The sequence below is a fragment of the Sphingomonas jinjuensis genome (genome assembly GCF_014197105.1).
Taxonomy (GTDB): Bacteria; Pseudomonadota; Alphaproteobacteria; order Sphingomonadales; family Sphingomonadaceae; genus Sphingomonas; species Sphingomonas jinjuensis.
In genome coordinates, this window is record NZ_JACIEV010000001.1 from 482,498 (window position 1) to 501,327 (window position 18,830).

Consider the following 18,830-nt stretch of genomic DNA (forward strand, 5'->3'; position numbering starts at 1 on the left):
GCTACGTTCTGCTTCCTCACCAAGAGATCCTGAGACAAGCTCAGGATGACGAATGGTGGTGAGTGGGCTTTCACCGTTCGTTGTCACGCCGATAGGGGTAACCCGGACGCTCTCGGCATCCGGGTTTCTCGATGGCGGAGGTGGCCTGGCCGATCAGCGGCGTAGGTCGCTTTCGGGGATAGGCACGATCTTGATCTCGACGCGGCGATTGGCGGCACGGCCGGCGTCGGTGTCGTTGGGGGCGATCGGCTGGGTCTCGCCGAAGCCACGGGTGCCGATGCGCGGCGCGACGACGCCGCGGCCCTCAAGATAGCGGGCGACCGCGTCGGCGCGGCGCAGCGACAGCTGCTGATTGTACGCGTCGCTGCCGGTCGAATCGGTATGGCCGTAAATGTCGACATAGGTCTGATTGTAGCTTGCCAGCGTGTCGGCGACCTGGTCGAGCGTGCGGCGGAACTGCGGCTGCACGTCGGCGCTGTCATAGGCGAAGGTGATGCCCGAGGGGATGTTGAGGACGAGGTTGTCGCCCTCGCGGATCACCTGGACGTCGGTGCCCGCGGTCCGCGCGCGCAGGTCGCGCTCCTGCTTGTCCATATAGGCGCCGATCCCGGCACCGGCGAGGCCGCCGATGCCCGCACCCAGGATCTTTTCGGTCCGGTCGCGGCGGCCGCCGACGAGATCGCCGACCAGATAACCGCCCAGCGCGCCGCCGATGCCGCCGATCGCCGTCTTCGATATCCGCCGCTCGCCGGTTACGGGATCGGTGGTGCAGGCGGCGGTGGTGACCAGCGCGGTCAGGGCGGCGGCGGCAAGAATACGCGACTTCATGACAAACCTCGACATGGGTAAAGGTCGGGAACATGGACCGAGCCGGAATTGTTCCATGATCGATATGATCGGCGGCTGACGCGAAGGACCATTGTCGGACCCGCGGTTGTGCGGCAAAGAGGCGTCCAGCCGATGGCCGCTCTCCCTCCTTTCCCCTGGATCGACGTCGCGATCATCCTGGCGCTCGTCGCGCTGAACGGCGTGTTCGCGATGAGCGAGCTGGCGATCGTCTCGTCGCGCCGCGCCCGGCTGGAGGCGATGGCGCGGACCGGGCGGCGCGGGGCGACCGCGGCGCTGGCGCTGGCGGCGGACCCGGGCAAGTTCCTGTCGACCGTCCAGATCGGCATCACGTTGATCGGCATCGGCACCGGCGCCTATTCGGGCGGCAGCCTGGGCGAGCCGACCGCGGCGCGGATGGCGTTGCTGGGTCTGGCGCCGGAAACCGCGCGCTCGGCGGCGTTCGTGCTGGTGATCGGGCTGACGACCTTCGCCTCGCTGATCGTCGGCGAGCTGGTGCCCAAGCAGTTCGCGCTGCGCAAGCCGGAGCCGATCGCGGTCATCATGGCATTGCCGATGCGCTGGCTGGCGGTGGCGACGGCGCCGGTGGTGTGGCTGCTCGATTCGACGAGCGCGATCATCTTCAAGCTGCTCGGCCTCAACCGCGAATCGAGCGACGAGGTGACGGCGGAAGAGCTGCACCTGATCGTCGCCGAGGCATCGAAGTCGGGCGTGATCGAGGAGCATGAGCGCACGATCATCTCGGGCGTGGTGCGGCTGGCGGACCGGCCGGTGCGCGAGGTGATGACGCCGCGCACCGAAGTGGACTGGCTCGATGTCGGCCTGGGCGCGGACGAGATCAGCCGGCGGCTGCTCGACACGCCGCATACCCGGTTGCCGGTGGGGCAGGGATCGATCGATGCGATCGTGGGCGTCGTCCAGTCGCGCGACATCGCCGCCGCGCTGTTCCGCGGCGAATCGCTCGATCTTGCCACGCTGATGCGCAAGGCGCCGGTGGTGATCGACCGGATCGACGCGATGGACGCGCTGATCGCGCTGCGCCGTGCCGAGGTGCCGATGGCGCTGATCCACGACGAATACGGCCACTTCGAGGGTATCGTCACCCCCGCCAACCTGCTGGCGGCGATCGCTGGCGAGTTCGCGTCGGACACCGATCCCGACGAGGATCCGGCGATCGTGGTGCGCGACGACGGGTCGCTGCTGGTCGCGGGAACGTGCGCGGCGGATGCGCTGGCCGAACGGCTGGATATCGACCTGCCCGAGGACCGCGATTACGCGACCGTGGCCGGGCTGGCGCTGGCGGCGTTCCGCCACCTGCCGCGCGAGGGCGAAAGCTTCGTCGAGCAGGGCTGGCGATTCGAGGTCGTCGACCTCGACGGGCGGCGGATCGACAAGCTGCTGGTGAGCGGGGCCGAGTAGGGCGATCCGGCGCGAGGCGTGTCGTGCGCGGCGCCTACCCCTCCACCACCGCTGCGCCGCGGTCCCCCTCCCCTCCGGGGGAGGTTTTTTTGTCGTTAAGTCCTCCCCCGGAGGGAAAGGTGGCAGCGCGCCAGCGCTGACGGAGGGGTAGTCGCCGCAAGCTATCCATCCGAGGCGCCTTCCCACAACGGGGCGGGCCCGACGTACGAAAACGCTGGCGTCGGCCTCATCATACTGATAATCACTCGCAGATGGATATGTCGCGTCGCGTGATTCCTGCCCTCAGCCTGGAGACGCTGCCGCGTCGCCACCATGCGACGGTGGCGGCGATCGACTGGGCGCAACTCGCCGCGCCCGAGGCGCGCCGCCTGCGTGAGCTGGGGTTCGACGAGGGCGTCGACGTCGAGGTGCTTCACCGCGCGACGCTGGGCCGCGGGCCGATCGCGTGCCGGATCGGGCGGATGACGGTGGCGCTTCGGCGTGCCGTCGCCGGCGCCATCCACGTCCAGCTCGACGCGCTCCCCGCCAAGTAACATGCATGCAGCGCCCCTGGTGGCGCTCGTCGGCAATCCCAACGCCGGCAAGAGCGCGCTGTTCAACGCGCTGACCGGCGCGCGGCAGAAGGTCGGCAACTATCCCGGCGTCACCGTCGAGCGGCATGCGGGGCGCTTCGTGCTCGACGACGGCCGCCCGGTCGAGCTGGTCGACCTGCCCGGCGCCTACAGCCTGGAGCCGTCATCCCCCGACGAGCGGGTGACGCGCGACGTCGTTACCGGGGCGGGCGATTACGAGCGGCTGCCCGACGCGCTGCTGGTGGTGGTCGACGCTGCCAACCTCGACAATCACCTGCGCTTCGCGATGCAGCTGATCGCGCTGGGGCTGCCGGTGGTGGTCGCGCTCAACATGGTCGACCTGGCCGAGCGCGACGGGCTGACGCTCGATGCCGGGGTGCTGGCGCGCGAGCTCGGCGTGCCGGTTATCCCGACGGTGGCGGTGAGGAAGCGCGGGCTGGACGAGCTGCGGGCGGCGCTGACCGGCGCGGTCGGCGGCGGCGGCGTCAAGCTGCTGCGGCCGTCGGACGGCAGCATCGACGACGATATCGTGACGTTGCAACGACGCGCGCGGGCGCTGTCGGCAGCGGCGACGGTGTCGGAGACGGCGGGGCGGCGGTGGAGCCATGCGCTCGACGCGGTGGCGCTGCATCCGGTGCTCGGGCCGCTGCTGCTGCTCGCGCTGCTGTTCGTCATGTTTCAGGCGGTGTTCTCGTGGAGCGAGGCGCCGGTCGGCTGGATCGAGAACGGTTTCGCCGCGATCGAGGGACGGGTGGCCGGGGCGATGCCCGACGGCTGGTTGCGCTCGCTGCTGACCGATGGCGTCATTGCCGGGGTCGGCGCGGTCGTCGTGTTCCTGCCGCAGATCCTGATCCTGTTCTTCTTCATCCTGATCCTGGAGCAGACCGGCTATATGGTCCGCGCGGCGTTCCTGATGGACCGGCTGATGGCGCATGTCGGTTTGTCGGGGCGCGCGTTCATCCCGCTGTTGTCGAGTTTCGCCTGCGCGGTGCCGGGGATCATGTCGACGCGGACGATCGAGGACGAGAAGGACCGGCTGACGACGATCCTGATCGCGCCGCTGATGACCTGCTCGGCGCGGCTGCCGGTGTATACGATCGTCATCGGCGCGTTCATTCCGGCGACGAAGGTCGGCGGCGTCATCGGTCTGCAGGGGCTGGTGCTGTTCGGACTCTACGTGATGGGCATCCTGGGCGCGTTCGTCGCGGCGCTGGTGCTGCGGCGGACGGTGACCAAGGGCGAATCGTCGGGCTTCATGATGGAGATGCCCAAATATCAGTGGCCGCGGCTGGCCGATGTGGTGCTGGGGCTGCGCAGCCGCGCCGCGGTGTTTCTGAAGCGCGCGGGCACGACGATCGCGCTGACCACAATCGTGCTGTGGGCGCTGCTGAGCTTTCCGCAGGCGCCCAAGGACGGCGGCGTCAGCCAGGTCGACTATTCGATCGCCGGGCGGATCGCGAACGGTCTGGAGGTCGCGGTGCGGCCGATCGGCTTCAATCGCGACATCGCGCTCGCCTTGATCCCGGCGATGGCGGCGCGCGAGGTGGCGGTGGCGGCGATCGGCACCGTCTATGCGATCGACGATACCGAAAGCGGCCGCGGGCAGGGAGCGATGATCCGCCAGCTGCAAAGCCGCTGGACGCTGCCGACCGCGCTGGCGTTCCTAATGTGGTTCGTGTTCGCGCCGCAGTGCATTTCGACGATCGCGGTGACCCGGCGCGAAACCAATGGTTGGAAGTGGCCGCTGTTCATGGTTGGCTATCTGTTCGCAGCCGCCTACGTCATGGCGGGCATCACCTATTGGCTGGCGTTAGCTGCCGGACTTTAGGCTGATGAAACGAACGAGGTCCATTCTCGTTCGAGGCGTAGGTCTTGGTGTCCGAGCGATGTTCCCCGGTCCAACGGGCAACTAGCATCCAAGACCTACGCCGACCCGATTTATCCGCTAAAGCTCGATCGAGCAATCTAACCGTATCGTGGAGTTCTGCGTGGCAGGCAGCGTCAACAAGGTCATTCTCGTCGGCAACCTGGGCAAGGACCCGGAGAGCCGCAGCTTCCAGAACGGCGGCAAGGTCGTCGAACTGCGCATCGCGACGTCCGAGTCGTGGAAGGACAAGATGTCCGGCGAGCGCAAGGAAAAGACCGAGTGGCACACCGTGAAGGTGTTCAACGAGGGCCTCGCCAACGTCGCCGAGCGCTATCTGCGCAAGGGGTCGAAGGTGTACATCGAAGGCGCGCTGACCACGCGCAAGTGGCAGGACCAGCAGGGTCAGGACCGCTATTCGACCGAGGTCGTGCTGCAGGGCTTCAACAGCGTGCTGACGATGCTCGACGGGCCCAACGGCGGCCAGGGCGGCGGCGGTGGCGGCGCGCGTTCCGGCGGCGGCGGTGACGACTGGGGCGGTGGCAACGACTTCGGCGGCGGATCGGGCGGCGGCGGCCCGCGCGGCGGTTCGTCGGGCGGCAGCCGTGGTGGCGGGTCGAGCGGCGGTGGCGGCTTCGGCCAGGGTGGTGGCTTCGCCGACGATCTCGACGACGACGTTCCTTTCTGATGGCTTATGACGAGGCGATGGCCGCAGCGCGGCGCTGGTGCGGGCCCGAATCGGAACGCGTAGCCGAGGTCGAAGCACACGCGCCGGCCGCGACGCATGATACGCGCGCGCTGGAGGAAGCACTGTCCTTCGCCGCGGCGCTGTGCGGCGTGCCGACGGCGTTCGTCAGCCTGGTCGGCGCGACCGAGCAGCGGCTGGTTGCGAAGGTCGGTACCGACCTGGAGACGACCAATCGCGAGGTTTCGTTCTGTCAGTGGACGATCCGCGAAGGCGAGCTGATGGTCGTCCCCGATGCGCTGGCCGACCCGCGCTTCGCCGACGGGCCGCTGGTGGTCGGGCCACCGCACATCCGCTTCTATGCCGGCGCGCCGCTGGTGGCGCGATCGGGCGCTGCGATCGGGTCGCTGTGCGTCATCGATACCGAGCCGCATCCCGACGGGCTGACGCCGCTTCAGATGCAGGGGATGCGCGTGCTCGCCGCGAGCGTCATGGCGCGACTGCGCGACCGGCGCGAGGCGGAGGATCGCGACGTCGCCGTCGGCGAGACCCGGCGTGCGCTGTCGGACAGCGAGAACCGCTTTCGCACGCTGGCCGACACCATGCCGCAGATGGTGTGGTCGACGCTGCCCGATGGCTATCACGACTATTACAACGCCCGCTGGTACGAATTCACCGGCACCCCGCCCGGCAGCACCGACGGCGAGGGCTGGAACGACATGTTCCATCCCGACGACCAGGACCGTGCCTGGACGGTCTGGCGCCACAGCCTGGACACGGGCGACCCGTACCAGATCGAATATCGGCTGCGGCATGCCGACGGCACCTATCGCTGGGTATTGGGGCGGGCGCTGCCGATCCGCGACGAGCAGGGCGCGATCACGCGCTGGTTCGGCACCTGCACCGACATCCATCAGCAGAAGCTGGCGCTGGAAGAGCGCGAGATCATCAGCCAGGAATTGTCGCACCGGATCAAGAACATCTTCGCGGTCATCGCCGGGTTGATCGGCTTCGCGGCGCGGCGTCGGCCCGAATTCGGACCGGCGGCGAGCGACCTGCGCGACCGCATCACCGCGCTCGGCCGGGCGCATGATTTCGTCAGGCCGCACAGCCACAGCTCGCGACCGATGATGCGCCAGGACAGCCTGATCGGGCTGCTCGGCGAGCTGTTCGCGCCCTATGAGCGCAGCGAGGCGCGGCGCTTCGTGATCGAGGGCGACGACGTGGCGATCGACGACCGATCGGCGACGCCGCTCGCGCTGCTGTTCCACGAGCTGGCGACGAACGCGAGCAAGTACGGCGCCCTGGCGAACGACAGGGGCCATGTCGCGATCACGCTGTCGAGCGACGGCCCGCAGGTGACGATCGGTTGGCGCGAGCAGGGTGGCCCCCCGGTGACGGCGCCGGCCGAGGCATCTGGCTTCGGCAGCCAGCTGATCGAGATGAGCGCGGTGCGCCAGCTTGGCGGGACGGTGGAGCGGGCGTGGCCGGCCGAGGGGCTGGCGATGACGGTTCGGCTGCCGGCGGCGGCGCTCAGCCGGGGGTGACGGTAGTGCGCCGTGCCTTCCGTCAGGCGCGGATCAGCCGGTAAGGGTGATCGTGCTTCTGACGCGGACGTCGGTGGGGTCGATCGACATCTCGCCGCCGACGAAGCTTGCTTCCATCTGCACGACGTCGCGGGGATCGTTGGCCCGCGGAAGGAGCGATCGCAGTGTGGCGCGGACGCCGTGCGTGGGCGACCGTTCCTTGATCCAACTGGTGAAGACGTGCGTCGCCAGCGGCGCGGTAGCCGTGGCAGGCTGGGTCAGGCGACGGTCCCAGCCGATCGCCGGATGGAAGCGCTCTGCGAAAAGCGCGGCATGGGCGGCAGGATCGGTGGTTTCGGTCACCATGATGTCGCAGGCAGGCCGAAGCCGCCAGGTGATGACCCACAGATGACCGTCGGCAAGTGGATAGCGGGTCAGCGTGCGCGGCCGGTCAATGCCCTGGTTGGCGGTGGTGACATAGCGCTGGAGCAGTGGCGGCAATGCCGCCAGTGACTGGCCGACGCCGCCGTAGACTTCGCCGGTGAGCGACGGCTGCGCGTCGAGTCGCGCCGCCGCCGCCTTGCAGCTTGCAATGGCGGCATCGAAGACGATCAGTGGCGGGGCGTCGACGTGGCGCGCGGTGACGGGCGTCGAGACGAGGAGGCCGGCGGCGAGCAGCGCACGGATGGCGGCGGGAAGCGGGGGCATCGGTAACCTCGTCGTGATGGCGCACGATGCCTAGCGGGATGGACTTAAGAGATGGTGCAGCGGGCCGGCGCAGATTTCCCGGCTCGCCGCCTGGTGTCGCTGCTATCGCCGTTCCGCAAAGAACCGCCGAAGCAAATCGGCCGATTCGCGCTCGCCGATTCCGGCATAGACGTCCGGCCGGTGATGGCAGGTCGGCTGGGTGAAGAAACGGGGCCCGTGTTCGACCGCGCCGCCCTTGGGATCGGGGGCGCTGTAATAGACGCGGGCGATTCGGGCGTGGGCGATGGCACCGGCGCACATCGCGCAGGGCTCCAGCGTCACCCACAGGTCGCAATCCTCCAGCCGGTCGCGGCCTAGCGCGGCAGCGGCGGCGCGGATCGCCAGCATTTCGGCGTGCGCAGTGGGATCGTGGAGCGTGCGGGGGGCGTTGGCGGCGGTGGCGACGATCCTATCGCCCAGCATCACCACCGCACCGACGGGTACTTCGCCCGACGCGGCGGCAGCGGTGGCGGCGTCGAGGGCGTGGCGCATCGGGGCGGGCAGCGGGAACACCCGTCCCGCTTGCCCTATCGCCGCAGGCCCCGTCCAGCGGCCGTCAGCGCTGCTCGGCGGGCTTCTGGACGTCGACGGTCGGGACCTGGACGGTCTTGTTCTCGGTCCCGACGGTCACGCGGGCGACATCGGCCTTGAAGGCGGGCGCCTGGACAACGGCGGGGCGGGTCTGGTCGATGCTGACGATGCCGAAATACATGAGCGCGATGAGGACCAGCGCCGCGACGGCGAGGAGGGTGAGCAGAGCGCGCATCGTCGGATACCTTTTCGTGAATGGATCGCTGGCGTAACAACGCCGTGTATCGCCGGCTGGTTGCATGGCCATGCGGTTGACGGATCACCCCCGAGCCGCTAGTGGCGCACGCTTTCCGGGCAACCGAAATTCAGGATCGAAAACCATGTCGCGCATCTGCGAGCTGACCGGCAAGGGCCGGCAGGTGGGGAACAACGTTTCCCACGCCAACAACAAGACCAAGCGTACCTTTCTGCCGAACCTGCAGAATGTGTCGCTGATCTCCGACGCCCTCGACCAGACCGTGCGTCTGCGCGTGTCGACGCACGGCCTGCGCTCGGTGGAGCACAATGGCGGTCTCGACAACTGGCTGGTCAAGACCAGCAACGAGAAGCTGTCGGCGCGCTGCCGCAAGCTGAAGAAGGACATCCTGAAGAAGCGCTCGTCGGCCGCCGTCGCGGCCTGACACCTTCTTCACGGTTCGGGCCTGACGAAAGCCCGCCGCTTCGGGGAAGCGGCGGGTTTTTCGCGTTGCGCCTGTGCGCGACGTTAGGCGTCGAGCCTGAACTTCAGCAGGAGCGAGCGTTCCAGGATCAGCTGATTGTCGTCGGCGACGATCCAGATGACGGTGGCGCCGCCTTCGCGAATCGCCGCCACGCCTTCGAAATTGTCGTGGATCAGCGGCGCGGCGAGCGTCGCGATCGTTCGACCGGTGACGATCGCGCCGGGCCGAATCGTCGCCGGGTCGACGATCATCAGCCGGCTCGCGAATCGCAGCGGGAATTGCCAGTTGCGCAGCAGGATGAGCAGCCGGCCATCGGGCAGCTCGCAGCCGTCGCTGGGATTATAGCCGTCCGGCGGCACGAAGCGGAAGGCGAAGGGCTGGGCGCCGCGGACGGGATCGCCGGGAAAGACCAGGCCCTCGCGCAGCGATTCGTTCTTGGGCGGGTCTTCGCTGATGACGATGAAGCGACCGTCGCGCAGGCGGATCATCGTTTCCGGTCCGCCGTTGCGGCGCCAGCGGCGCATGGGTGACGGCTGGACGTAGCGCTCGGTGCGGGTGAACCCGGCGTCATAGCGCCAGATCTCGTTGACCGATTCGAAGCCGACCCAGACGTGGCGACCGTCGGTCACCAGCGATTCGCTGTCGCGATCGCTGCGCTGCTGGCCGTTGCGCGGACCGCCGGGGACATGCGCGAAGTCGGGCGCGACGATTCGCCAGTCGGGCGTCAGCGTGAAGCGGACGATGCTGCCGCCGTCGCTGAGGAGGGTGAAGCGGCGCCCGTCGGTATGCAGCGCCGAAAAGCCTCCGAACGCCTTGTCGGGACTGTTCAGGGCAAGGCCGCCGAGGAAGGTCAGCGCACCGACGCGGCGGCGGGCGGGGTCGGCGGGATCGAGCGACACGCGCACGGCGGTCATTCGCGCGGTCGCGTCGAGGAAGCGCAGGCGCTCCTCACCGGCCCAGCCGGGTACCAGCAGCAGCACCGCAAGGACGACGAAGACGATGCGCACATCGCGCGTCTAAGCGTCTCCGCCGCCCGGCGGAAGCCTGAACCCCCGATAACGGGTGCATTCAGCGTCGGCTCAACGCGAATCGGCCAGAAGCATCGTCATCGACGGACGAGTCCCCCTTTGCGGCGGACCTCTCCAGCCGAAGAGACGACGGGAGACGAATGATGTTCAAGAAGCTTTCACTGGTCGGCGCGGCGCTGGCGATGGGCGCGACCACCCTGGTTCCCGCGACCCCGGCGGCTGCGCAGCGCGGTTATTACGGCGACCGCTACGATCGCGGTGACCGTTATGCGCGGGGTAACCGCGGCTATTATCGCGAGAGCTATCAAAATTATCGCGCGCGCCAGAAGTGCAACGACGGCGACGGCGGCACCATCGTCGGCGCGATCGCCGGCGGCCTGCTGGGCCACACCGTCGCGGGTCGCGGCGACCGCACGCTCGGCGCGGTGCTGGGTGCCGGCGCCGGAGCGCTGGCCGGCCGCGCGATCGATCGATCCGATCGTCCGGGTTACTGCCGCCGCTAAGTCGGCAGTACGCGTACCCCTTGTAGCGTAACGGGGTGAGGGGTCGGTTGCGAAAGCAGCCGGCCCCTCTGTTCGTTCGGGCGCGGCCACGGCCGTGCGGTGCGCGCGAAACGCCGCAGCGCCCGAACCGGCCGGCGGGTCGGCACAGCCGAACCCGGTCGACGTCACGCCGGCGGCTTTGCCGTCGGCGGTGGGGGATGCGCTGGGGCGCTTTCACACCCCCGTTCGTCGTGAGCTTGGCGAAGGATGGGTCGCCGACGGGTGCTTCGACAGGGTCAGCGCGACGGGTGACGGGGTAGAGGGCCGCGGGCGCGGCGACGGCTAAGCCGCCGCCGTGACGTCGAACGGGATCGGCTGGCGCCGACCCGCCGGCCGTGCCGGGCGCTCGCGCGGTGCGCGACCGGCCCGCGACGCGCGGGCCTGCGCCCGTCAGTACATATGCTGCCCACCGTTGATCGACAGCGTCGAGCCGGTGACGAAGCCGCCCTCCTCCGAACACAGGAACGCCACGCCGCGCGCGATCTCTTCCGCCTTGCCCAAGCGGCCGACGGGGATCTTGGCTACGATCTTTTCCAGCACCTCGCCCGGGACCGCGGCGACCATGTCGGTGTCGATGTAGCCGGGGGCGATCGCGTTGACGGTGACGCCGGCGCGCGCGCCTTCCTGGGCCAGCGCCTTGGTGAAGCCGTGGATGCCGCTCTTCGCCGCGGCATAGTTGACCTGGCCGTATTGGCCCGCCTGGCCGTTGATCGAGCCGATGTTGACGATCCGGCCCCACTTCTTTTCACGCATGCCGGGAAAGACGGCCTTCGCCATGTTGAAGCAACCGCCCAGGTTGGTGTCGATCACTTCTTTCCACATGTCGTACGACATCTTCAGGATCGTGCCGTCGCGGGTGATGCCGGCGTTGTTGACGAGGACGTCGATCGGGCCGAGCTCGGCAGCGACCTGCGCGCAGCCTGCCTGGCATGCGTCGTAATCGGCGACGTCCCACTTATACGCCCTGATTCCGGTACGCTCGGTAAAGGCGCGCGCCCGCTCGTCGTTACCGGCATAATTGGCCGCGACCGTCATCCCGGCATCCTTGAGCGCCAGGCTGATCGCCTCGCCGATACCGCGCGTTCCACCCGTGACGATCGCCACCCGTGCCATGCATTCTCTCCCAAAAGCTGGAGATGACGCTACGGGCGGGCGGCCCAGCCTTCAAGTTCACGTGCAAGTAAGCCGCGCAACATTTCGATCCCGACGGGGGTGTCGTTGAGGCAGGGAAGATAGGCGAAATGGGTTCCGCCTGCCGCGATGAAGGATTCGCGCCCGCGGATTGCGAGTTCCTCCAATGTCTCCAGGCAGTCGGCCGAGAAACCGGGCGCGATCAGCGCGACCTTGCCGGTGCCGCCCTGCGCCAGTTGTTCGAGCGTGGTGTCGGTCGCGGGGCCGAGCCATTCGGCGGGACCGAAGCGCGACTGGAAGGCCACAACGAGGTCGCGGCCCATCGCTTCGCCCAGCAGCCGCGCGGTCTTCTGGCAATGGCAGTGATAGGGGTCGCCGAGCGCCAGCGTTCGCTTGGGCATGCCGTGGAAGCTCGCGATGATCGCGTCGGGCACGAAGTCGAGCGTGGCGAGCCCGGCCTCGACGCTGGTCTTCAGCGCGTCGATATAGGCGGGATCGTCGTGATAGGGCGGCAGCGTGCGGATCGCTGGCTGCCAGCGCATCGTCGCGAGCTTCGCGAACGCCTTGTCGTTGGCGGTGGCGGTCGTGGCGGCGCAATATTGCGGGTAGAGCGGGGCGAGCAGGATGCGCTCGCAGCCCATGTCCTTCAGCGCCTGAAGCCGGTCACCGATCGCGGGGCGGCCATAGCGCATCGCCCAGTCGACGACGACGCCATCGCCGAACGTCCCCTCCAGCGCCTTGCCCTGCGCGCGGGTGATCGCGGCGAGCGGCGAGCCGTCTTCGGTCCAGACCTGGCTATAGGCGTGGGCGGATTTTTTGGGGCGGGTATTGAGGATGATGCCGCGCAGGATCGGCTGCCAGGCGATGGCGGGGAGCTCGACGACGCGGCGGTCGGAAAGGAATTCGGCAAGATAGCGCTTCACGCTGCGCGGCTCGGGCGAATCGGGTGTGCCGAGGTTGATAAGGAGGACGCCGATCTTGGGCGCCGGGATGGCGGGGTGTTCGGGGGGAAGCATCATCGTATGAGGTAAACCAACGGGGCGGGGTGTGTCTCCCTCACGACGCCCGCAGTGGTAGGCCGCGCAGCCGCTGTCCGGTGGCGGCGTGGATGGCGTTGGCGATGGCGGGGGCGACGGCGGGCACGCCGAGATCGCCGATGCCGCCCGAATCCTCATCGCTGGGGACAAATTCGACGTTGATGTCGGGGGTGTCGGCGAGGCGGGGCAGGGCGAGCGAAGCGAACCCGCGCGCATCGGCAAGGTTGCGGGTATAGCCGGTGGCGCCACCGAGCGCCATCGCCATGCCGAAGATCAGGCCGCTCTCGATCTGCTGGCGAGCAAGGTCCGGATTGACCAGCCGACCGGCATCGACCGCGGCGACGAGGCGATCGACCGCCGGGCGCCCGTCGTCGTCGAGATGCGCTTCTGCCAGCACCGCGATGAAGCTGCCGCGAAAGGCGTGCGCCGCGATGCCCTGTCCGCCGCCGCTGGTGCCGCCGTCCCATCCGCCCAGCGCCGCCGCAGTGGTGAGGCAGCGGGCGAGGCGGGGGTTGCCGCCGAGCATGCCGATGCGGAACGACATCGGCTCCGAGCCGCTGGCGCGCGCAATTTCGTCCAGAAAGCACTCGGTGAAGAAGGCGGTGTAGCCATGCGCGCCGCCGCGCAGGTGGCCGGTAGGCAGGCCGATGTCGGCGGGGTGATGATCGACCGCCATCGCGGGCAGGCGATAGGGCGGGGCGGCACCGGCGACGGCATAGGGGTCGCCGCGGCGACCGGCGAGCGCCAGGTCGGTGACGGCGCCGGGCATCAGCCGGTGCGCCAGCTCGGCGCCGGTCGCGGGCGCGGCGATGCGTGCGTGCCAGCCGAGGATCGCGCCGTTGCCCGCGAGGCGGGCGGCCATGCGTGCGCGTGCCGGCGGACGGACGCGATCGTGGACCAGGTCCTCGGCGCGCGGCCAGACCAGGCTGACGGGGCGCTTGAGCCGAAGCGCGAGGATCGCGGCCTGCTCGGCGGCGAGCGCTTCGAGGTTGGCGCCGAACGAGCCGCCGGCGAGCATCGGATGGATGACGACGCTCGCTTCGGACACGCCGGCCGCCGCAGCGGCGGCGGCGCGCGCCAGGGAGGGCGCCTGCGTCGGCATCCAGAGTTCGAGCCGATCGTCGCGCCAGGCGGCCACCGCGCTCATCGTCTCGATCGCGGCGTGGACGGCGGCGGCGGCGGTATAATCGGCGGCGATCGTACGGCCCGACGTCATGGCGGCATCGACGTCGCCGACCGCCGCGACACGGTGGCCGGGTTGGGCGAACGCGGCGGCCAGCGCTCGGTCGATCGAGGCCGAATCGATCAGGCCGCGCGTCTCGAAGCGTGGCGCGGCGGCGTCGAGCGCGCGGGTGGCCGCCCACCAGGTCGTGGCGACGGCAGCAACCCAGCGCGGGTTCTGGACGACGGCGATCGCGCCGCGCACGCGGTCGGCCGCCGCGGTGTCGACGCGGATCAGGCGACTGTCGCCCGGGGGCGCCTGGCGGATCGCGGCATGGACCATGTCGGGCAGGCGGACGTCGCCGGCGAAATTGGCGGAGCCGTCGACCTTGGCCGGGGTGTCGAGGCGCGGGACCGACTGGCCGGCGAGCTTGCCCGCGCCCTGGGTGCCGATCGGGAGCGGATCGGGCACGGGGAAGCCGGTTGCCTCCGCGGCGAGCTCGGCGAAGCGCAGGCTGCGGTTGCCGGCGACGACGAAGCCCGCCTCCGTCCGGGTCTGGTTCCAGTCGATGCCCCAGCGCTGTGCCGCAGCCTGGCAGAGGAGGGCGCGGGCGGCGGCGGCGGCCTCGCGCAGCGGCGCCTCAAACTGGCGGACCGAGGTGGCGGCCCCGGTCAGCATCAGCGCGCTGCGTTTCGCCAGCGTGTCGCGGACGCCGGCCGGGAGGCGATCGAAGTTGCCCTCGAACAGCTCGTCGAGCGCGAGGGGGTTGGCGTAGAACGGCCCGATCGGCGCCGGTTCGACGCCGACGGTGCGCCAGTCGGCGCCAAGCTCGTCGGCGACGATCTGGGGCAGCGCGGTGTAGACGCCCTGGCCGTGCTCGCATTGCGGCACGACGACGGTGACATGGCCGTCGATGCCGATCTTCAGCCAGGCGCCGAACGCGGTCTCACCCGGATTGAGCGTCAGCCTCGGCGTGTAGGTACGCGGCCACAGCGCCCAGGCGGCGATCAGGCCGATCCCGGCACCACCGCCGATCAAAATGTTGCGCCGGGTGACTGGCATGGCGGCTGCCGTAGCGCGTCATGACGTCGGCGTCATCGGGCGGTGTGGGGGGGATCATGTGGGGGGCGGTAGGTTCGAGTCAAATGTCCTCACCCTTCCGGCGCTTCGCGCCTCCCTCCCTCTCCCAGCGGGAGAGGGAAGGGGCCCATCGCCAAAGGCGATGGGAAGGGTGAGGGCAGGTGGAGACACGACTCATGCGCCTCATTTTTCTTGCCGCCCTCGCCGTGGCGACTCCGGCGACGGCCCAGTCCACCACCGACGACGTCGATGTCGGCGGCAACCGGATCACCGTCGGCATCGGCCCGGCAGTGGTGCCGAGCTACATCGGGTCGAATAATTCGGTCGTGATCCCCGGCGTCGCGGTGCAGGGGCAATTATGGGGGCATTCGTTCGGCACCGCGGGCACCGAATTCTCGGTCGATGCGATCCGCGGCGACGGCAAGCCGGGGTGGAAGCTCGAGGCGGGGCCGTCGATCAACGTCCGCCTCGATCGCACCGCGCTGATCCGCGATGTGCAGGTGTCGGCGCTGGGCAAGCTGAAGACGGCGTGGGAGCCGGGGGCGTGGATCGGCATCCAGCGGACGGGGGTGGTGACCAGTCCCTACGACAGCGTCTCACTGTCGGTGGCGTATCAGCAGGATGTGTCGGGCGCCTATGGCGGCGGCTATTGGGAGCCGGCGGTGAGCTACAGCACGCCGCTGTCGCATCATGACTATGTCAGCCTGTCGGCGGATGCGGACTATGTCGGGCGCAAGTTCGGACGCTATTATTACGACATCTCGGCCGCGGGCAGCGCGAAGAGCGGGCTTGCGGGCTATGACCTGGCCGGGGCGTCGTCAGGATGGAAGGACTGGGAGGTCGGCGTTCTGGGGGAGCATATGCTGTCGAGCGACCTGACGCATGGCCTGGGGCTGGTCGGCGGGGTTAACTACACGCGCCTGTTGGGGCGCTATGCGGCGTCGCCGATCGTCAAGGACGCCGGGTCGCCGCGGCAGTGGGCGTATACGCTGGGCGTGGCTTACACGTTCTAGCCCGCCCTCCTCGTCATTCTCGCGAAGGCGGCGATCCATACTGGCTGGTCGCGGTGAGACCCAAGGCGTTCAGCGACTATGGATTCCCGCTTGCGCGGGGATGACGGTGGTTTGTGGGGGGCAGGACTCAGGCCAGCTCCTTCGCCGCCAGCGCGCGGTAGGTGTTGCGCAAGGATACCTTGTCGATCTTCTCGGTGCCGAGACGGGGCAGGGCGACGGCGGAGAGCCAGAGGCGCTGGGGCACCTTGAACGCGGCGATATGGTCCTTCAGGAAGCCGCACAGGTCGTCGACGGTCGCGGTCGAGCCCTCGGCCAGATGCACCACCGCGCCGGGGACTTCGCCGAAGCGCTCGTCGGCCAGGCCGAAGACGGCGCACTCGGCGACGTCGGGATGTTCGTAAAGCGCGGCTTCGACCTCCTGGCAGCTGATATTTTCGCCGCCGCGGATGATGATGTCCTTCTTGCGGTCGACGATGAACAGATAGCCGTCCTCGTCGAGATAGCCGATGTCGCCGGTGCGGAAATAGCCGTCGGCGGTCATGCAGGCGGCGGTCGCGTCGGGACGGCGCCAATAGCCGCGGAAATTGCAGACGGACCGGATCGACACCTCGCCGCGCTCGTCCTGGCCTAGGGGTCTGCCGTCGTCGTCGAGGATCGCGAGATCGACCAATGGCGCGGAGGGGCGGCCCGCCGACGACGGCTTGGCGATGTAGTTCGACCGCCAGTTACCGGTGCCGACCGCGTTGGTTTCGGTCAGGCCATAGCCGATCAGCGGCGCGGGGCCGCCCATTTCGGCGTCGAGGCGGCGGACGTGCTCGACCGGTCGCGGCGCACCGCCGGCGGCGAAGTCGGTGACGGTCGACAGGTCGAACGCGTCGCGCTGCGGATGGTTGAGGATCTCGAAGCTCATCAGCGGCACGCCGACGAAATAGGTAATCTTCTCCCGCTCGATCAGCCGCATCGCCTCGAGCGCGTCCCACTTGGGCATGATGACCAGCTTGCGACCCATCGCGAAGCTTTGCAGCATCACCGGGATCTCGGCGGTGACGTGGAAGAGGGGAATGGTCAGCAGGGTCGACGGCTGGCCGGTCGGCGGGTTGCCGTCCTGCGTGGCGAGGCCGAGCATCATCATCGCCTGGGCGAGATAGTTGAAGATGCCCTGGACGATGCCGCGATGGTCGGCGAGCGCGCCCTTCGACTGGCCGGTCGAGCCGCTGGTGAACAGGATCGTCGCCATGTCGGTCGGCTCGATCGCGGGCAGCGTCGCGTCGGTATCCGCGAAGGCGGCGAGCGCATGGGCGAGCGGCAGGGTGTCGTCGATCTCGATGATCCGCACCGACAGGCCGGCGAGCTGGTCCAGCCGGCGGCGGCGTGGCGGATCGGCGAGCACCAGCGTGCAGTCGACCTCGGCGATGCCGGCCTCCAGCTCCTCGGCCTGCCACCAGCCGTTGAGCAATGTCGCGATGCCGCCCGCCATGATGATGCCCATGTAGAGCACGATCCACGACGGCGAGTTGCGCATCGCGATACCGACGCGGTCGCCCCTGGCGATGCCGTGACCGACCAGCGCGCGGGCGACGCGGCCGGCGTGATCGTACACTTGCGTGAAGGTCAGCCGCTCGTCGCCGGCGACGAGGAAGGTCGCATCGGCGTGCTGGGCGCAGAAATGCGCAAAATAGGCGGCGAGGGTCGGCGGTGCGGTGGCGATGATCGGCATCGTCCGGCCGTCGCGCTCGACCGTGGCGACGCGCAGCGGCCCGTTTTCGCCGGTCAGCGCCGCCATCGTCTCGTCCATTCGCCGGTCGAGCTCGGTCCGCATCTCTCTCTCCGCTTGGTCTTGTGCCTTTGCGTCACTATGCAGACGCGATTGCCGAGGGGAAAGCCTTGATCCTGTCTGTTCTCGCCGCCGCGGGCCATATCCGCTTCGAAGACCTGGGGCTTCACCCCGACGTCTTCTCGATCGGCTTCTTCACGCTGCGCTGGTACAGCCTGGCGTATATCGCCGGCATCCTGGTCGGCTGGTGGTATCTGCTGAAGCTGCTCGCGCAGCCGGGGGCGCCGATGGCGCGGCGCCATGCCGACGACCTGGTGTTCTATGCGACGCTGGGCATCATCCTGGGCGGGCGGATCGGCTATGTCCTGTTCTACGCGCCCGAGATGATCCTGCATCCGCTCAACATCCTGCGACTGTGGGATGGCGGCATGAGCTTTCACGGCGGGGTCATCGGCACGTCGCTGGGGATCATCCTGTTCGCGCGGCGGCACGGGCTCAACTGGCTGCGCGTCCATGATTATGTCGCGTGCGCGGTGCCGTTCGGGCTGTTCTTCGGCCGGCTCGCCAATTTCGTCAACGGCGAGCTGTGGGGCAAGCCGACCGACGTTCCCTGGGGCATCGTGTTCGAGAATACCGTGCCGTTCGGCATGGCCGAGCCGGCGCGCCATCCCAGCCAGCTGTACGAGGCGGGGCTGGAGGGTGTGCTGCTGTTTGCGGTGCTGGCCTTCGCCTTCTGGCGGACCAAGGCGCGTTACGATCCGGGCAAGCTCGTCGGGCTGTTCCTGCTGGGGTATGGGCTGGCGCGCTTCACCGTCGAGTTTTTCCGCGAGCCCGACCGCCAGCTGCGCGACTTCGCCGAGGCGACGGGGCTGCACATGGGGCAATGGCTGTGCGTGCCGATGATCCTGGCCGGACTGTACCTGATGCTGACCGCGGCGGAGCGGCGGGTGCGGGTCGAGCCGACCTGGGGGACGGAGAGCGTGGCGTGACCGTCGGCCACGCTCCGTCATGCTGAACGTGTTTCAGCATCTCCGTGGGGCAGGCGGTGCGCGCGCCACAGGGAGATCCCAAAACGAGTTCGGGATGACGGTGATGGGAAACGGATGACGGCCTGTGAGTGACGACGTGGAAGGCACCCTGCCCGATCGCCTGGC

Annotated in this window: 18 protein-coding genes; 9 read left to right on the forward strand and 9 right to left on the reverse strand. The window is 68.9% G+C overall.

Annotation, left to right across the window (positions count from 1 at the left end; genetic code table 11):
* Positions 1-153: 153 nt before the first annotated feature.
* Entirely contained in the window at positions 154-828 is a 675-nt protein-coding gene (locus GGQ80_RS02345; RefSeq protein ID WP_183982151.1) for a YiaD family glycine zipper/OmpA-like lipoprotein, read from the reverse strand.
* A gap of 132 nt (positions 829-960) precedes the next feature.
* On the opposite strand from GGQ80_RS02345, the gene GGQ80_RS02350 reads away from it, so the two are divergent.
* From GGQ80_RS02350 to GGQ80_RS02370, 5 genes are all read left to right on the forward strand, one after another.
* Entirely contained in the window at positions 961-2,265 is a 1,305-nt protein-coding gene (locus GGQ80_RS02350) for a hemolysin family protein (protein ID WP_183982153.1), read from the forward strand.
* A 251-nt stretch (positions 2,266-2,516) separates the two neighbouring features.
* Positions 2,517-2,798: a FeoA family protein gene (locus GGQ80_RS02355; protein ID WP_183982154.1), complete on the forward strand. Its 282-nt coding sequence runs from the start codon at positions 2,517-2,519 to the stop codon at positions 2,796-2,798.
* A gap of 1 nt (position 2,799) precedes the next feature.
* Positions 2,800-4,665, forward strand: coding sequence for a ferrous iron transporter B (gene feoB / locus GGQ80_RS02360; protein WP_183982155.1), 1,866 nt, complete (start codon positions 2,800-2,802; stop codon positions 4,663-4,665).
* 160 nt (positions 4,666-4,825) lie between these two features.
* Positions 4,826-5,389 (forward strand): single-stranded DNA-binding protein, encoded by a 564-nt coding sequence (gene ssb, locus GGQ80_RS02365; RefSeq protein ID WP_183982156.1) that lies wholly within the window; start codon positions 4,826-4,828, stop codon positions 5,387-5,389.
* Positions 5,389-6,933 (forward strand): sensor histidine kinase, encoded by a 1,545-nt coding sequence (locus GGQ80_RS02370; protein WP_246346786.1) that lies wholly within the window; start codon positions 5,389-5,391, stop codon positions 6,931-6,933. The genes ssb and GGQ80_RS02370 overlap by 1 nt, the downstream gene beginning before the upstream one ends.
* A 33-nt stretch (positions 6,934-6,966) precedes the next feature.
* On the opposite strand, the gene GGQ80_RS02375 is transcribed toward GGQ80_RS02370, so the two are convergent.
* The 3 genes from GGQ80_RS02375 to GGQ80_RS02385 form a co-directional block, all read right to left on the reverse strand.
* Entirely contained in the window at positions 6,967-7,620 is a 654-nt protein-coding gene (locus GGQ80_RS02375; RefSeq protein ID WP_183982157.1) for a hypothetical protein, read from the reverse strand.
* Between the two features lie 102 nt (positions 7,621-7,722).
* On the reverse strand, positions 7,723-8,151 hold the full coding sequence (locus GGQ80_RS02380; protein ID WP_183982454.1) for a nucleoside deaminase: 429 nt from the start codon (positions 8,149-8,151) through the stop codon (positions 7,723-7,725).
* A gap of 64 nt (positions 8,152-8,215) precedes the next feature.
* Positions 8,216-8,425, reverse strand: coding sequence for a hypothetical protein (locus GGQ80_RS02385; protein ID WP_183982158.1), 210 nt, complete (start codon positions 8,423-8,425; stop codon positions 8,216-8,218).
* A 145-nt stretch (positions 8,426-8,570) separates the two neighbouring features.
* On the opposite strand from GGQ80_RS02385, the gene rpmB reads away from it, so the two are divergent.
* The gene (gene rpmB / locus GGQ80_RS02390; RefSeq protein ID WP_183982159.1) at positions 8,571-8,870 is read left to right on the forward strand and encodes a 50S ribosomal protein L28; all 300 of its coding nucleotides are present in this window, start codon (positions 8,571-8,573) and stop codon (positions 8,868-8,870) included.
* A gap of 83 nt (positions 8,871-8,953) precedes the next feature.
* On the opposite strand, the gene GGQ80_RS02395 is transcribed toward rpmB, so the two are convergent.
* Complete coding sequence (locus GGQ80_RS02395; protein WP_183982160.1) at positions 8,954-9,916, reverse strand: esterase-like activity of phytase family protein; 963 nt, start codon at positions 9,914-9,916, stop codon at positions 8,954-8,956.
* 161 nt (positions 9,917-10,077) lie between these two features.
* Here GGQ80_RS02395 and GGQ80_RS02400 point away from each other — a divergent pair, with 161 nt between their 5' ends.
* On the forward strand, positions 10,078-10,440 hold the full coding sequence (locus GGQ80_RS02400; RefSeq protein ID WP_183982161.1) for a glycine zipper 2TM domain-containing protein: 363 nt from the start codon (positions 10,078-10,080) through the stop codon (positions 10,438-10,440).
* Between the two features lie 429 nt (positions 10,441-10,869).
* On the opposite strand, the gene phbB is transcribed toward GGQ80_RS02400, so the two are convergent.
* From phbB to GGQ80_RS02415, 3 genes are read right to left on the reverse strand one after another with little or no spacing between them, the layout of a single operon-like run.
* Entirely contained in the window at positions 10,870-11,592 is a 723-nt protein-coding gene (gene phbB / locus GGQ80_RS02405) for an acetoacetyl-CoA reductase (protein WP_183982163.1), read from the reverse strand.
* 29 nt (positions 11,593-11,621) lie between these two features.
* Positions 11,622-12,629 (reverse strand): ferrochelatase, encoded by a 1,008-nt coding sequence (gene hemH / locus GGQ80_RS02410; protein ID WP_183982165.1) that lies wholly within the window; start codon positions 12,627-12,629, stop codon positions 11,622-11,624.
* 37 nt (positions 12,630-12,666) lie between these two features.
* Positions 12,667-14,871 carry a molybdopterin cofactor-binding domain-containing protein gene (locus tag GGQ80_RS02415; RefSeq protein WP_183982167.1) on the reverse strand — a complete coding sequence of 735 codons (2,205 nt, stop codon included), beginning with the start codon at positions 14,869-14,871 and terminating at the stop codon, positions 12,667-12,669.
* 194 nt (positions 14,872-15,065) lie between these two features.
* On the opposite strand from GGQ80_RS02415, the gene GGQ80_RS02420 reads away from it, so the two are divergent.
* A complete protein-coding gene (locus GGQ80_RS02420) occupies positions 15,066-15,902 on the forward strand; it encodes a MipA/OmpV family protein (RefSeq protein WP_183982169.1) in 837 nt (278 codons plus the stop codon).
* A 127-nt stretch (positions 15,903-16,029) separates the two neighbouring features.
* Here GGQ80_RS02420 and GGQ80_RS02425 read toward each other — a convergent pair whose 3' ends face one another.
* Positions 16,030-17,721 (reverse strand): class I adenylate-forming enzyme family protein, encoded by a 1,692-nt coding sequence (locus GGQ80_RS02425; RefSeq protein ID WP_183982171.1) that lies wholly within the window; start codon positions 17,719-17,721, stop codon positions 16,030-16,032.
* 65 nt (positions 17,722-17,786) lie between these two features.
* On the opposite strand from GGQ80_RS02425, the gene lgt reads away from it, so the two are divergent.
* The gene (gene lgt, locus GGQ80_RS02430) at positions 17,787-18,665 is read left to right on the forward strand and encodes a prolipoprotein diacylglyceryl transferase (RefSeq protein WP_183982173.1); all 879 of its coding nucleotides are present in this window, start codon (positions 17,787-17,789) and stop codon (positions 18,663-18,665) included.
* The last annotated feature ends 165 nt before the right edge of the window (positions 18,666-18,830 follow it).